General features: G+C 42.5%; 12 protein-coding genes, 2 tRNA genes and 1 rRNA gene. 11 read left to right on the top strand and 4 right to left on the bottom strand.

The window, feature by feature from the left end:
- Positions 1-204 precede the first annotated feature (204 nt).
- Positions 205-313, top strand: a 5S ribosomal RNA gene (rrf, locus tag ACQ93I_RS13720).
- 380 nt (positions 314-693) lie between these two features.
- On the opposite strand, the gene ACQ93I_RS13715 is transcribed toward rrf, so the two are convergent.
- Positions 694-1,836 (bottom strand): acyl-CoA dehydrogenase, encoded by a 1,143-nt coding sequence (locus tag ACQ93I_RS13715; protein ID WP_266071249.1) that lies wholly within the window; start codon positions 1,834-1,836, stop codon positions 694-696.
- Positions 1,837-1,925: 89 nt separating this feature from the next.
- Between ACQ93I_RS13715 and ACQ93I_RS13710 the strand changes: the two genes are divergently transcribed.
- Positions 1,926-2,987: an anhydro-N-acetylmuramic acid kinase gene (locus tag ACQ93I_RS13710; RefSeq protein WP_431698986.1), complete on the top strand. Its 1,062-nt coding sequence runs from the start codon at positions 1,926-1,928 to the stop codon at positions 2,985-2,987.
- 229 nt (positions 2,988-3,216) lie between these two features.
- Here the strand turns inward: ACQ93I_RS13710 and ACQ93I_RS13705 are convergent, their stop codons facing one another.
- The 3 genes from ACQ93I_RS13705 to ACQ93I_RS13695 all read right to left on the bottom strand — a co-directional run bounded on the left by ACQ93I_RS13705 (position 3,217) and on the right by ACQ93I_RS13695 (position 6,045).
- On the bottom strand, positions 3,217-4,326 hold the full coding sequence (locus ACQ93I_RS13705; protein ID WP_431698985.1) for a porin: 1,110 nt from the start codon (positions 4,324-4,326) through the stop codon (positions 3,217-3,219).
- Positions 4,327-4,418: 92 nt separating this feature from the next.
- Positions 4,419-5,666, bottom strand: coding sequence for an ammonium transporter (locus ACQ93I_RS13700; protein WP_431698984.1), 1,248 nt, complete (start codon positions 5,664-5,666; stop codon positions 4,419-4,421).
- 40 nt (positions 5,667-5,706) lie between these two features.
- Positions 5,707-6,045 carry a P-II family nitrogen regulator gene (locus tag ACQ93I_RS13695; protein WP_431698983.1) on the bottom strand — a complete coding sequence of 113 codons (339 nt, stop codon included), beginning with the start codon at positions 6,043-6,045 and terminating at the stop codon, positions 5,707-5,709.
- Between the two features lie 391 nt (positions 6,046-6,436).
- On the opposite strand from ACQ93I_RS13695, the gene ACQ93I_RS13690 reads away from it, so the two are divergent.
- The 9 genes from ACQ93I_RS13690 (at position 6,437) to ACQ93I_RS13650 (ending at position 14,595) form a co-directional block, all read left to right on the top strand.
- Positions 6,437-7,663, top strand: coding sequence for a Glu/Leu/Phe/Val dehydrogenase dimerization domain-containing protein (locus ACQ93I_RS13690; RefSeq protein ID WP_431698982.1), 1,227 nt, complete (start codon positions 6,437-6,439; stop codon positions 7,661-7,663).
- A gap of 10 nt (positions 7,664-7,673) precedes the next feature.
- Positions 7,674-9,047, top strand: coding sequence for a sodium:proton antiporter NhaD (gene nhaD / locus ACQ93I_RS13685; protein ID WP_431698981.1), 1,374 nt, complete (start codon positions 7,674-7,676; stop codon positions 9,045-9,047).
- A gap of 97 nt (positions 9,048-9,144) precedes the next feature.
- A complete protein-coding gene (locus ACQ93I_RS13680) occupies positions 9,145-9,846 on the top strand; it encodes a MotA/TolQ/ExbB proton channel family protein (RefSeq protein ID WP_431698980.1) in 702 nt (233 codons plus the stop codon).
- Between the two features lies 1 nt (position 9,847).
- Complete coding sequence (locus tag ACQ93I_RS13675) at positions 9,848-10,240, top strand: ExbD/TolR family protein (RefSeq protein WP_266071239.1); 393 nt, start codon at positions 9,848-9,850, stop codon at positions 10,238-10,240.
- Positions 10,241-10,312: 72 nt separating this feature from the next.
- Positions 10,313-11,131, top strand: coding sequence for an energy transducer TonB (locus ACQ93I_RS13670; RefSeq protein ID WP_431698979.1), 819 nt, complete (start codon positions 10,313-10,315; stop codon positions 11,129-11,131).
- 5 nt (positions 11,132-11,136) lie between these two features.
- The gene (locus ACQ93I_RS13665; RefSeq protein ID WP_431698978.1) at positions 11,137-12,354 is read left to right on the top strand and encodes a bifunctional folylpolyglutamate synthase/dihydrofolate synthase; all 1,218 of its coding nucleotides are present in this window, start codon (positions 11,137-11,139) and stop codon (positions 12,352-12,354) included.
- Between the two features lie 104 nt (positions 12,355-12,458).
- Positions 12,459-12,533, top strand: a tRNA-Val gene (locus tag ACQ93I_RS13660).
- A 43-nt stretch (positions 12,534-12,576) separates the two neighbouring features.
- Positions 12,577-12,651 (top strand) — tRNA-Val (locus tag ACQ93I_RS13655).
- Positions 12,652-13,017: 366 nt separating this feature from the next.
- A complete protein-coding gene (locus tag ACQ93I_RS13650) occupies positions 13,018-14,595 on the top strand; it encodes an NADP-dependent glyceraldehyde-3-phosphate dehydrogenase (RefSeq protein ID WP_431698977.1) in 1,578 nt (525 codons plus the stop codon).
- Positions 14,596-14,630 lie beyond the last annotated feature (35 nt).

Here is a 14,630-nt window from a genome sequence, read left to right as displayed (position 1 = left end):
AGCCCCTCTGCCCCCTAACCCCCAATTGGGGGAACCAGGGGCGGAGGGCGCGAAACCTAAAGCTTAATTACTTTGCTCAAAGTGTTTTCTTATATTATTATTTTCCAACTATGTCAAAGTTATTAGATGTTAGTATTGAGAATTGAGTATTGAGATTTTTTATCTCACTACTCACTACTAAAATCTCATTACTACTCAACGATTTAAGGTGGTTATAGCAACGGGGCTCACCTCTTCCCATTCCGAACAGAGAAGTTAAGCCCGTTAGCGCAGATGGTACTGCTATTTGTGGGAGAGTATGTCGCCGCCTTTCTTTTAAACCCTTCATCATTTATTTGATGAAGGGTTTTTTTATGCCCTAAAATTAGCATGGCCTGTGGCTACCCCCCGCTGGCGCGGATTTGTAATCCGTACCGTGTTCCACGGATCATGGGATCATGATCAAAACGTGGGGAATAGGCAGGAGGGGGATTGCAGTAGAAAAGCTTAATCTGGAACCAAATCTCAGCACCCCTCCTTCCAGGGAGGGGCAATCCGCCGCAGGCGGATGGGGAGGGTCTCGCTTCCGAAATGTGGCTGGCGCGGATTTGTAATCCGTGCCGGGTTCCACAACAACATCCCGGAAATATCCACAAAAAAAGCCCGATCTTAAAGACCGGGCTTATCCAATTATATTCAGTTTTTAAATCAATCCTAATCTCTCAAAATGCTCCTGGAGATCACAATTTTCTGGATCTCTGAAGTACCTTCATATATTTGAGTGATCTTCGCATCTCGCATTAATCGCTCTACGTGGTATTCTTTTACGTATCCGTTTCCGCCGTGTACCTGTACCGCTTCAACAGTGACATCCATTGCTGTTTTTGAAGCAAAGAGTTTAGCCATGGCCCCACTTAAATCATAATTTTCTCCATTATCCTTATCACAGGCTGCTTTCATTACAAGATGGCGCGAAGCCTCTATTGAAGTATGCATGTCGGCCAATTTAAAAGCTATAGCCTGGTGGTTCATGATCTCTGTTCCAAAAGCTTTGCGAACTTTCGAATATTCTTTTGCAAGCTCATAAGCCCCGGCTGCAATTCCTAAAGCCTGCGCTGCAATTCCAATACGTCCTCCAGAAAGTGTCTTCATCGCAAATTTAAAACCGAAGCCATCTTCGCCAATCCGGTTTTCTTTTGGAACCTTTACATCATTGAAGTTTAGAGAGTGGGTATCACTTCCACGAATTCCTAATTTCTGCTCCTTTGGGCCAATTTCAAAGCCTTTCCAGCCCTTTTCAATGATAAAAGCATTAATTCCCTTGTGTTTTTTTTCAGGGTGTGTTTGCGCAATCACAATGTAATAATCTGCAGTACTACCATTGGTGATCCAGTTTTTTGTTCCGTTAAGAAGGTAGTGGTCGTCTTTTTCAATCGCGGTTGTTCTTTGCGAAGTCGCATCACTTCCGGCTTCAGGTTCAGAAAGACAAAAGGCGCCAATAGATTCTCCTGTGGCTAGTTTTGGAAGATACTTTTGTTTTTGCTCTTCATTTCCGAATTTTTCAATCCCCCAACAAACCAAAGAATTGTTTACTGACATTACTACGGAAGCCGATGCGTCTATCTTCGAAATCTCTTCCATAGCCAACACGTAAGACACTGTGTCCATACCGCCACCGCCATATTCAGGAGACACCATCATGCCTAAAAAGCCAAGTTCCCCCATTTTCTTGATCTGTTCTTTCGGGAATTCCTGTTTTTCATCCCTCTCAATTACTCCGGGGAGCAACTCGTTCTTTGCAAAATCTCGTGCCGCATCGCGGATCATAATATGTTCTTCAGTGAGTTTGAAATCCATTCAGTATATTTTTAGAAAATGTTGAATTTTAAGGTCAAAGATACCCTTTTACATGCGTTTTTTCAATTGAGTTGGCTATTTTTACCGTGATGAACAAAAATAACTATAACGTTGTAGGTGTAATGTCGGGAACCTCCCTTGATGGCATTGATGTAGCCCATGTAAATTTCACCTTTTCTGAAATCTGGTCTTATAAAATTATTGCTGCGGAAACCATTCCTTATTCTCCGGAATGGGAAAAGAAACTTTCTGAAGCAGTAGGATATAATGAAGAACAGCTGCGGCAATTAGACACCGATTATACGAAATTGCTTGGAAATGTCATTTCAGAATTCCTTTCCAAAAATGACATTTTTGACACCCATGCTGTTTGTAGTCATGGCCATACAATAAAACACGAACCCGAAAATGCATACACCCTGCAAATTGGCAACCAACCAGAGCTTCCAAAGATCTTAAATTGTAAGGTGGTATGTGATTTTAGGGTGCAAGACGTGCAGCTGGGTGGCCAGGGCGCGCCTTTGGTGCCTATTGGTGACGAATTGTTGTTTGGCGAATACGATTACTGCCTTAATATTGGCGGTTTCGCAAACATTTCTACAATAAACGGTGGTAAGCGCCTGGCTTATGATATTTGCGCCGTAAACACTGTGCTCAATGTGCTTTCCCAACAAATAAACCTGCCATTTGATAAAGACGGAGAAGTGGCGGCTTCGGGAGAAGTGCTGCCAAAGCTTCTGGAGGAACTCGAAAAAATGCCATTTTACGGACTCCGTCCTCCAAAGTCCCTCGGAATAGAGTGGGTGCAAAAGCACATTTTTCCGCTTTTGAAAAAGTATGATGCTATTCCCGATCTTCTGAGAACCTATACCGAACATGCTGCGGAAATGATCGCCAATGAATTTCGGGATTCTTCCGAAGAAAAAGTTTTGGTAACAGGTGGTGGCGCTTTTAACAAATTCCTGATCCAGGAAATTAAGAAGCGTACTAGAACTCAAGTTGTAATTCCGGCGCCCGAAGTAGTGAATTTTAAAGAAGCCCTGATTTTTGCCTTTTTGGGTGTACTTAAACTAAGAGGAGAGAATAACGTGCTGGGTTCGGTCACAGGAGCTTCAAAAGATCATTCTTCAGGAAATATTTTTAATCCATAATTCTCATTAGATAATAGACAGGCTGCGCGACTACTAAAATCGCCAGTCATAGTCAATATTTATTCATAGGAGGGTAAATACCCCGAGGCTTGCCTCGTTAGTAAATGTTGTAAAGTTAGAAAACGTGTTCCACTAAAATGCTCCGTGGGCTTGCCCCGGAGAAATTTACTTAAGCTGAAATATAAGCAGGATAGAGATGCCAGGGGGCAAATCTATCCTGCCCGGATTTTTAAAAAGCATAAACTGCTGCGAGAACAAAAGAGGATAGATTATCTATTGGTTCCAGGTCCTGGTTTACAAAAACATCCCTGTCAACGCTGTCCAGTCTTAATTCGGGCTTAATAGTTAAGCTTCCAACAGTATAGTTGCCGGTAAGGGTAAAGGCGGTTAGATTCGCATCAGAATTGTACACTACTGTTTCATCGTGGCCATTTGCCAGTTCTTTAAAATATTCGGCTCTTAAGCCGATTGCAAAATTTTCAGAAGTTTGTATTTGCGGGTATAGTGCGACACCATAGAACCCAACATCATCTGTACTATTGTAGGTTGTATTAAGCCCCAGGTAAAAAGCCTCAGAGAAATCCCAACCGGTGGTGAGATCTATTTGAAAAGTGGGATCGAGGCCTGGAGCCTGTTCTCCATAAATGAGATTTAGGTATGCACTTCCGGAACTATTAGAGTAACCAAGTTGAGCTCCAAAGGTGTACACTCCAAAAGGATCAAATTCAGTATAATCTGTGGGGTTCATAATAGCTAACATGGCACTCCAGTTATTGTTTAGTGCGATGTCTGCTTTTAAACCGGTATGGGAAAAAGGGCCATAGGAAAACATATATGAAGTGGAGTAGTTGAAATTATCTACGGGTGAAATCACTTCATAGCCCAAAAAGGTATTGAAATCTCCCAGGGTAAGCCGGACATTCTCACTCACATTATAATAAACGTACAGCTGATTGACAATATTACTGGAGCCCATAGAAAGAAAAACCGCTTCTTCGCCGCGGGGACCAAAAACAAGATCGGCCACGAAGCCTATTTTTTCACCTTCATACCCAAGAATGACATTGACCATTCCTAATGCAAAACCGGGATCATTGGCAAAAGCGGTGGCGGGAGCCTGTGGGCCAGCAATTGGAGTTTCCCCATCGGGGCCATAGACATATTTATTGAGGCCATTGAAATTTGTCCTGAAATAGGTGTCTACAGATCCCCCAATACTAAAACCGGGTAATGCTTCTTCCAGTACTTCAGATTCCTGTGCAGAAACTGAAAGATTCCACAGCCCGATAGAGGCAAAAATTAAAAATTTCTGCATTTTTGTAATAGTGATTTGTTTCATGTTAAAACTTTGTTTGATTAGTTGAAATGAGTTGAACTGGTTTTTTTGAAATGAATTCAGGAGGGGCGCCCTGCCAGGCGTTCCTCCTTTTTTTATTGTTTTGCAGGTTCTACTTTGCCTGCGAACTCGGCATAAGCATCCATACCATGTTCATGAAGATCGAGGCCTTCCGTTTCTTCATGCGTTTCCATGCGAAGTCCCAGGGAACGTTTAATTGCAAAAAGAATCAAAAATGCCGACACACAGCAAAAAGCCCCAATTACAGCAACTCCTATAAGTTGGTTGACAAATTGCTCAAAGCCTGCCAGTGCTCCAAATATCCCAACGGCCAGGGTGCCCCATACTCCGCAAATAAGATGTACGGCTACTGCACCTACAGGGTCATCCAGTCTTACTTTGTCAATAAGTGCAACGCCTGCAACAATGAGTATTCCGGCAATTAGCCCAATTAGAACAGCATCTGTAGGGGACATGAGATCTGCTCCTGCCGTGATACCTACAAGTCCGCCCAAAATTCCATTGAGGAACATAGTGAGATCGTAGTTTTTATACCACATGGTAGATGCAAGGAAAGCAGAAATACCTCCGGCTGCAGCGGCAAGACAGGTGGTAACCAGAGTGAGAGAAGTTGCAGATGGATCTGCAGAGAGTACTGAACCTCCGTTAAAGCCAAACCATCCAAGCCAGAGGATGAAAACCCCGGCTGTTGCTAAAGGTACATTGTGACCGGGAATAGCATGAGAGCTACCGTCTTCTCCAAATTTTCCAATTCTTGCTCCCAACAATGAGATTGCTACAAGCGCAGCCCAGCCACCAACAGAGTGTACCAGGGTAGATCCGGCAAAGTCATAGAACCCAAGTTCATCAAGAAATCCGCCTCCCCATTTCCAGGAACCAGCGATTGGATAAACAATAGCAAGGTATATAATGGAGAACAGCATAAAAGCTGACAGCTTGATCCTTTCGGCGACAGCTCCCGATACAATAGTGGCAGCAGTTGCAGCGAACATACCCTGAAACAAAAAGTCGGTCCAGTAGGTATAACCTTCATTGTAAGAAAGATCGAGAGCACCGTCGGCTACCGGAGCGTGTAATCCAAAAAGTCCCACAAAATAGTCGGGGATAATTCCCATAATGAAAGAGCCGGGATACATGAGGTTAAAGCCAATGAGGCTATAAAGAAGAAGTCCGGTGCAAATGATAAAAACATTTTTAAAGAGGATATTAATGGCATTTTTTTGCCGGGTGAGTCCCACTTCCAGTAAAGAAAATCCTAGATGCATAAAAAACACCAGTGCGGTGCAGACCATCATCCATACGTTATTAGTAAGTAATTCCATTTTTTATAATATTAAGTTGAATAGTTTTGTAAGTAGTTAATTATGCCAGCGAGGGGGTACCTCTTTCTTTTGTTCTAATTCTATAAGCTTCCTCCACAGGGGAAACAAATATTTTACCGTCGCCAACAGAGCCGGTATATGCTGCATCGAGAATTGCCTGTACTGTTTTTTCGAGGAATTCATCAGAAACAACCACAGATATTTTCCTGCGTTGAATATCTGTTGTACTGTAGGCGACACCCCTGTATACATGTCCCTGTGTTTCATTACCTACTCCGGTAACATCCCAATAACTGAAGAAATTGACACCAATTTCATGAAGAGCCTTTTTTACATCGTCAAATTTTGACTTTCTAATGATGGCTTCGATTTTTTTCATAAAGACCTAATTTTGTGTTAAGACACATAAAATTATACTAAAAAACTGTTTAAGTCTAAAAGAATGGGGGTTAAGTATGTAAAAAAATTAGTTTCACATTTTACACCCCTATAAAATTAGGGGGGTGGTAATAAATAATATCTTTTTTTATTACATAAGTAAAATGAAAGCCACTCGTCGGGTTGATATTTTCGTTTTTCAGGAGGAAATCAGGAGAAAAATTGCGCAAAAACTTCAGAAAAAGAAGATTGGGTTCTAAAAAGCTATCAGATAAGGGAGTTCGAATTCATTTCTTGCAAACTCATCTTTTTTGTGAAATTCAAAATATATCATGCCAATAACACTACGCAATTCATAGTTTTTTATATTTGTTCAGCAATTTTTAAATATTATGAAAGAATTACTTAATCTATATCAAAATAAAGCTCCAGAAATTGTTTTTAACTGGAAAGATCCTGAAACCGAAGCCGAAGGCTGGGTGGTAATCAACTCCCTGCGTGGTGGAGCTGCAGGTGGTGGTACCAGGATGAGGAAAGGCCTTGACATGAATGAAGTGCTCTCCCTGGCTAAAACTATGGAGGTGAAATTCACTGTTTCGGGTCCTGCTATTGGCGGAGCAAAGTCGGGTATAAATTTTGACCCCAATGATCCTCGCAAAAAAGGCGTTTTAGAGCGTTGGTATAAAGCCGTGTCTCCGCTGCTGAAAAGTTATTACGGTACCGGTGGTGACCTGAACGTGGATGAAATACATGAAGTAATTCCCATTACAGAAGATTCTGGGGTGTGGCATCCGCAGGAAGGGGTTTTTAACGGGCATTTTAAACCTACCGAAGCCGATAAGATCAACCGTATAGGCCAGTTAAGGCAGGGCGTGATCAAGGTGCTTGAAAATAGCAAATTTTCACCCGATGTTTCCCGGAAATATACTGTGGCCGATATGATCACCGGTTATGGAGTGGCCGAAGCCGTGCGGCATTACTATGACGTTTACGGCGGAAATGTACAGGGGAAGAAAGCCATTATCCAGGGATTTGGAAATGTAGGTTCTGCCGCAGCATATTATCTCGCGCAAATGGGTGCAAAAGTTGTTGGGATCATTGATCGTGCAGGCGGATTAATCAACGAAGATGGTTTCTCTTTTGAGGAGATCAGGGAGTTATTCCTGAATAAAGAGGGTAATTCATTAAAATCGGAAAAGATGATCCCTTTTGAGGAGATCAATGAGCGCATCTGGAAACTGGAAGCACAGGTTTTTGCGCCATGTGCCGCTTCGCGTTTAATTACGCGTGAGCAGGTAGATCAAATGGTGAGTTCTGGTTTAGAAGTGATCTCCAGTGGAGCCAATGTTCCTTTTGCCGACAAGGAGATCTTCTTTGGCCCCATCATGGAATATTCCGATGAGAAGATAAGCGTGATTCCCGACTTTATTGCGAACTGCGGAATGGCCCGGGTTTTTGCCTATTTTATGGAACGCAGGGTACAAATGACCGATGAAGCGATCTTTAACGATACTTCAATTACCATCAAGAACGCGATTCAAAATACCTTTAACCACAATAGCAATAAGACAAATGTGAGTAAAACTGCATTTGAAGTCGCATTGACAAAGCTGGTGTGATGCTATGGTTATGGTAAGCATCTTAATTGTAATTTTTATTATTGGATACCTGGCAATAACGCTGGAACATCCATTAAAACTTGATAAAGCAGTTTCCGCCCTTTTAATGGCGACCGTTATTTGGGCCGGAATCGCTTTTGGTTTTAATAATGGGCTTCTTTCTATCGTAGATTATCACGGGGAAGTTTTTAACGTAACTAAAGGAAACCTGGCAGAACAAATGTGGGGTTTTAAAGCAAATCTCATGCACCACTTTAGTTCTATAAGTGAGATTTTGTTTTTTCTTATTGGAGCAATGACCATTGTGGAGATCATAGATCTTCATCGTGGGTTTGCTATTATTAAGAAAACCATTGTCACTACCGACAAAAAGAAGCTGCTGTGGATACTGGGGTCTCTTGCGTTCGTACTTTCTGCAGTCATTGATAACTTAACCGCTACAATCATTCTTGTTACGCTGCTGCGCAAGCTGGTTCCCAAACGAGATTACCGGGTATGGTTTGCTGCACTTATTGTAATTGCTGCTAATGCCGGGGGAGCCTGGTCGCCCATTGGTGATGTGACCACTACCATGCTCTGGATAAACAACAAAGTAACGGCAGCAGGACTGGCAGAGCATCTCATCATCCCTGCATTATTCTGTTTTATACTTCCGTTTGCTGCAGCTATGCGTCTTAAAGCATTTCAGGGAAAAACGGTTTTAAAGAAGAAAGTGATTGATGATGATTCTGAAAGGTTATTGAGTAGCCGAAAAATGCTTTATGCAGGTTTGGGTGCTATTCTTCTGGTTCCAATTTTTAAGGCAGTTACTGGTTTGCCACCATATATAGGTATGTTGTTTAGCTTAAGCCTTGTCTGGATGCTTTCAGAATATGTAAAGCCGGTGAAAAATATCAGCAAAAACGAGAAGAATTTATACTCAACGCATAAAGCTCTTTCGAATATTGAATTTTCAAGTATCCTGTTTTTCCTCGGAATTTTACTGGCAGTGGCAGGGCTGGAGAGCCTTGTGTTTGGAACTCTTCAGGGGCAGCAGGTTGGCACATTGTTTTATGCCGCCAGTCAGCTTTCTGAGGCGATTCCGAGTATGGACGCTGTAGTGGTCATTCTCGGGGGGCTTTCCGCAGTAATAGATAATGTACCACTGGTAGCAGCTTCTATGGCTATGTACGACTTCCCAATAGATGACAGGATATGGCATTTTATAGCCTATAGTGCGGGTACAGGAGGTAGTCTTCTCATCATAGGGTCTGCTGCGGGTGTAGCAGCTATGGGAATGGAAAAGATCAACTTCATGTGGTACCTAAAAAACATTGCGCCTCTCGCTCTATTAGGATTTTTAGGGGGAGCTGTGAGTTTTATAATCCTTAATAATTTCTTCTAGATTTATATTTGTGCTTTTAGGTTGTAATAAATCAAAGGCTGTTTATCTTTACAATTAAAATTGTATTCTCACGTTACATAAAAAACCAGATACACAAATGCTATACTTTTTTCAGGAAGATGGTCTTGCCCAGGCCGTAGAGGGGGCAGAGCCGGTAGTAGAGGAAAAAACTCTTTCTTTACTTGACTTGTTTCTAAGCGGTGGAATAGGAGGACAGGTGATCATCTTTATTCTCTTTATACTGTTGTTTGCCGCCATATACATTTATTTCGAGAGGTTGTTTGCTATCAAGGCAGCTTCAGAAACAGACAGTAACTTTATGAACCAGATCAAAGATAGCGTACTGCACGGCAATATTGAGTCTGCACGAATTCGTTGTGCCCAGGCTAATTCGCCTGTAGCCAGGCTTACTGCAAAGGGGCTTGATCGTATTGGGAGTCCGTTAGAAGATATCAATACTGCTATCGAGAATGCCGGTCGACTTGAAGTCTACAAACTCGAAAAGAATGTGAGCGTACTTGCTACTATTGCGGGAGCTGCGCCTATGATTGGTTTTCTTGGAACGGTTATAGGAATGGTCATCGCTTTTCATGAACTGGCAACCAGTAGCGGGCAGGCCGAAATGGGGGCCCTTGCAGAAGGTATTTACACCGCGATGACCACTACCGTGGCTGGACTTATTGTAGGTATTATTGCTTATATTGGGTATAACCACCTCGTGGTAAAAACCGATAAGGTAGTGCACCAAATGGAAGCAACAGCAGTAGATTTCCTTGACCTTCTAAACGAACCGGTATAGTATGAATTTAAGAGGCAGAAATAAGATCAGTCCAGAATTCAGTATGAGTTCCATGACCGATATTGTATTCCTGTTGTTGATCTTTTTTATGCTCACCTCGCCGGCTATCACTCCGGAAGCGCTTGATCTTATCCTGCCAAAGGCAAAAGGTAAGACCACGAACAAACAAAATGTGGCGGTGAGTATTACAAAAGACCTTCAGGTATATATCAATAAAGAAAGAGTGAGCAATAGCTCCCTTGAGGCAAGGCTTAAAGAAGTTTTGAGCGGCGAAGAAGATCCTACTATCATCCTGCGGGCTGAAGAAGGAGTGCCTATCGAGAAAGCAGTAGATGTAATGGATATTGCCAACAGGAATCGCTACAAGATCGTACTTGCTGTAAAACCTGAATAAATATCTTTGCTCCTCATTATTCCTCTAATTGTGGAACTATGTTTGCGGCATAAATTTTAAGAGAAGAACAAAGTGAAATACCTGGAAACAGAACATGAACGAAAGTCGATGGCAATAACAGTGGTGCTTCACGTACTGCTTATACTGCTATTGCTGTTCTTTGGTTTCACTTATCTCGATCCGCCACCAGAGAATGGCATAGCCATTAATTTTGGAACTTCAGAAGTTGGTTCGGGTACAGAGCAGCCCACTGAGCCCATAAAAACGGCACCCCAGCAAACTGCTGCTCCTGTAACTCCGGTAGAAACCAACATTAAAGAAGAAGTTGTTACCCAGGAGATCACTGAAGCGCCTGTAATTGAGAAGAAGAAAGAAGAAAAGGTAGTTCAGAAGGTGGAAACTCCGGTGAAAAAGGTAGAGGAGCCTGTCAAAAAACCCGATCCCAAACCTTTAAAATCTACTACCGATGCCCTGAGCAGTATACTTAACGGTCCGGCAAACGACGGGCAGGCGAGAGGCGGAGAGGGTAACGACGAGGCTGCGGGCGATAAAGGAAGCCCCGATGGTGATCCTAATGCCAAATCGTATTATGGAACAGGAATGGGCCTTGACGGGGATGGGAATTATCGTTTGGGAGGGCGTAAAGCTTTGAATAAAGAAAGATTTGTGCAAGATTGTAACGAATCTGGAATAGTGGTGGTTCAGATAGAGGTAAACCGTAACGGGCAGGTGACACGTGCAATACCCGGTGTTAAGGGAACTACAAACAACGCAACCTGTCTTACCGATCCTGCAAAAAGAGCCGCCCTGGCCACGCGTTTTAACAGCGACGCCGATGCACCCGTAAAGCAGGTGGGAACCATTATCTACAATTTTAAACTTACCGAATAACTTTGATGACTTATTCTGAAACTGTTGAGTGGATGTTTCAACAGTTGCCCATGTATCAGCAGGTAGGAAATAAAGCCTATCGGGTAGACCTTCACAATATTACCAGGCTGGTGAAGCAGCTGGGTGAGCCACATAAGCACTTTAAGAGCATACATGTTGCAGGTACCAATGGAAAAGGGTCTGTTTCACACATGCTCGCTTCGGTGTTGCAGGAGGCTGGCTACAAAGTGGGGCTTTATACTTCGCCACATTTAAAAGATTTTAGGGAACGTATCAAGATCAACGGCGAAATGATTTCTGAAGCCGCCGTGATGCAATTTATTGCGGCCAATAAAGCCTTTTTTGAGAAGGAAAACCTTTCGTTCTTTGAAATGACAGTAGGGATGGCCTTTAATTATTTTTCCGAAGAAAATGTTGACGTTGCTGTTATTGAAGTAGGGCTTGGCGGGAGACTTGATTCCACGAACATTATTTCTCCGGAACTTTCTGTGATCACCAATATAGGCTTTGACCACGTGAACATCCTCGGCAATACGCTGCCTAAAATTGCTGCTGAAAAAGGCGGGATCATAAAAGAAAATACTCCTGTAGTGATAGGAGAGTACCAGGAAGAGACTTTTCCAGTATTTAAACGATTGGCTGAATCCAAAAATGCGCCACTTTATTTAGCTGAAGACTTCTGCGGAAGAACTTATACTTCCGATCTCAAAGGGCAGTATCAGAAATGGAATATACGCACAGTTTCTATGGCTTTAGATGTGCTGAAGGATCTTGGATGGGAGTTGGGAGAGGAAGCAGCAGAAAAAGGTCTCAAAAATGTCATTTTTAACACTGATCTTAGGGGCCGCTGGGAAGTGCTGCAGGAAGATCCCAGGGTAATTTGCGATACAGCACATAACAAAGAGGGGCTGGTTTATGCTATGAAACAGCTCCAGGAAGAAAAATTTGATAATTTACACCTGGTTATAGGGGTGGTAAACGACAAAGATCTTACTTCGGTGCTGCCAATTTTTCCAAAATCTGCAAAATATTATTTTTCCAGACCCAATGTTCCCCGCGGACTTGCTGCGGAAGAATTACAGAAAACAGCAGCCGAAAATGGCCTTTTTGGAAAGGTATTTTCTTCAGTTACTGAAGCTTACGAAGTCGCGTTACAAGAGGCTTCTGCTAAAGATGTGGTCTATGTTGGAGGCAGTACTTTCACTGTGGCAGAAATAATTTAATTTTTTTGAAATTATTCTTTGCGTAATTAAAAATGTAGTCTATATTTGCATCCGCATTCAGAGAGAAGCACACTTCAAGAATGCTGAAGTTCATTAAAATTATAGGGCAATTAGCTCAGTTGGTTCAGAGCACCTCGTTTACACCGAGGGGGTCGGGGGTTCGAATCCCTCATTGCCCACACAATTCAAGGCTTCCTTTTTGGAGGCCTTTTTTGGTTTTCAGGGTGATTAGCTCAGCTGGTTCAGAGCACTACCTCGACAAGGTAGGGGTCACTGGTTCGAACCCAGTATCACCCACAAAATGGGAAATTCCCGATTTCAAAAATAAATAATTCCAAACAAACCTCACAGGTTTCCAAAACCTGTGAGGTTTTTTAATTAATAAATTTTCTTAATTCAATACAGTGATTTTATAGGAGAAGTTGGGGCCTCTAGAGCTGTAGCTCATGAGCCCAAAAAAAATTTCAAAACCCCACAGGCATTAGCTTGTGGGGTTTTTTCGTTTTAGCCCCGAATTATTTTATTGTTTTATGTTTTTCACAATTTGTTTAAAATGTAGAAGCTATGTTTTAATTGTTATCTTTAACACATGCCTTCAGGAGAATTTTTGCTGAAGGATAGATCAGGATAATCTTTTACATTAATTACAAAGTCCCTAACAAAATGAAAACTGTAGAAAAATTCGAGATCAACAACCTGTTGCATCAAAAAAGCTATCTCTCCAACGGTGAATTTATTCCGTGGGAAGGAGAAATGGATGAAGTTTATTCCACTATTTCTACCGGCGCAAGCTACAAACCCACCTTTCTTGGCACAGTGCCTCACATGAACGAGGCTACAGCGCTTGAAGTGCTGGAGAGTGCCTGCAAAGCTTATGGAAAAGGACAGGGGGTGTGGCCAACCATGAAAGTTTCTGACAGGATTGCGGCTATGGAACAATTCGTTTCTCAGATGAAGACCAAGAGAGAAGAAGTGGTGAAGCTGCTCATGTGGGAAATTGGAAAATCCCTGCCCGATTCAGAAAAAGAATTTGACCGTACAGTGGAGTATATTTACGATACTATAGAAGAATACAAGCAGCTTGATCGTGACAGTGCGAAATTTCAGAAAAGAGATAAAGTAAATGCGCACATCAGGCGTGGTCCGCTAGGTGTGGTGTTATGTCTGGGGCCATATAATTACCCCCTCAACGAAACTTTTGCCTTGCTTATCCCTGCGCTCATTATGGGGAATACTGTCATTTTTAAACCTGCCAAACATGGGGTGCTCTTGTTATCTCCTTTACTGGAAGCCTTCAGAAATAGTTTTCCTAAGGGCGTGGTGAATGTGATCTTTGGGAGAGGGAGAGAAGTTGCTGCCCCAATTATGAAGAGTGGGAGAATTGATGTGCTGGCGCTTATAGGTAACAGTACATCGGCAATTGCCCTGCAGGATCAGCATCCTTACAAGAACCGTCTAAGGCTGGTGCTTGGCCTGGAGGCGAAAAATCCTGCTATTATACTTCCAGATGCAGATCTCGATCTTACTATAGAAGAAGTTCTCACCGGTACTTTGTCTTTTAACGGGCAACGTTGCACGGCTCTTAAAATAGTTTATGTGCACGAAGATATTAGGGAAGAGTTTAATAAAAGATTCGCTCAACGGGTTGATCAACTAAAATTTGGAAATCCGTGGGAGCCTGGTGTGAAACTTACGCCACTTCCCGAGCCCAATAAACCGGCATATATCCAGGAACTTATAGATGATGCAAAGGAGAAAGGAGCTTCGGTACTCAATAAAAGGGGAGGGGAAACTTCCGAAAATTTCATTTTCCCGGCTGTTCTATATCCTGTGACTTCAGAAATGCGGGTTTACAAGGAAGAGCAATTTGGTCCAGTAATTCCTGTAAAGCCTTTTTCTGATATTGATTCTTTGCTCGACGAGATTGCTGCTTCAAATTATGGGCAGCAGGTGAGTCTGTTTGGCAGAAGTATTAAACAATTAGCTCCGCTAATAGATACTATGGTGAACCTTGTGTGCCGTGTAAACCTTAACAGTGCCTGTCAACGCGGGCCTGATGTTTTCCCGTTCACCGGAAGAAAAGATTCGGCAGTGGGCACCTTAAGCGTACACGATGCCCTGCGTTCTTTCTCAATACGGACTTTTGTGGCGTCAAAAGAAAATGATTACAACAATGCCATCATAAGGGAACTCCTGCAAAGCAGGAATTCGAATTTTGTAAGTACAGATTATATTCTGTAAAAGAACAAGCCCTGGTCTATAGAAGATCGGGGCTT

It is taken from the genome of Salinimicrobium sp. WS361, assembly GCF_050750585.1.
In the GTDB taxonomy this organism is placed as follows: Bacteria; Bacteroidota; Bacteroidia; order Flavobacteriales; family Flavobacteriaceae; genus Salinimicrobium.
This window is presented reverse-complemented; position numbering and strand designations above follow the sequence as displayed.

Coding starts and splice junctions, on each gene's coding strand:
- ACQ93I_RS13715 (WP_266071249.1), bottom strand. CDS start 1,836: ATGGATTTCAAACTCACTGAAGAACATATTATGATCCGCGATGCGGCA.
- ACQ93I_RS13710 (WP_431698986.1), top strand. CDS start 1,926: ATGAACAAAAATAACTATAACGTTGTAGGTGTAATGTCGGGAACCTCC.
- ACQ93I_RS13705 (WP_431698985.1), bottom strand. CDS start 4,326: ATGAAACAAATCACTATTACAAAAATGCAGAAATTTTTAATTTTTGCC.
- ACQ93I_RS13700 (WP_431698984.1), bottom strand. CDS start 5,666: ATGGAATTACTTACTAATAACGTATGGATGATGGTCTGCACCGCACTG.
- ACQ93I_RS13695 (WP_431698983.1), bottom strand. CDS start 6,045: ATGAAAAAAATCGAAGCCATCATTAGAAAGTCAAAATTTGACGATGTA.
- ACQ93I_RS13690 (WP_431698982.1), top strand. CDS start 6,437: ATGAAAGAATTACTTAATCTATATCAAAATAAAGCTCCAGAAATTGTT.
- nhaD (WP_431698981.1), top strand. CDS start 7,674: ATGGTAAGCATCTTAATTGTAATTTTTATTATTGGATACCTGGCAATA.
- ACQ93I_RS13680 (WP_431698980.1), top strand. CDS start 9,145: ATGCTATACTTTTTTCAGGAAGATGGTCTTGCCCAGGCCGTAGAGGGG.
- ACQ93I_RS13675 (WP_266071239.1), top strand. CDS start 9,848: ATGAATTTAAGAGGCAGAAATAAGATCAGTCCAGAATTCAGTATGAGT.
- ACQ93I_RS13665 (WP_431698978.1), top strand. CDS start 11,137: ATGACTTATTCTGAAACTGTTGAGTGGATGTTTCAACAGTTGCCCATG.
- ACQ93I_RS13650 (WP_431698977.1), top strand. CDS start 13,018: ATGAAAACTGTAGAAAAATTCGAGATCAACAACCTGTTGCATCAAAAA.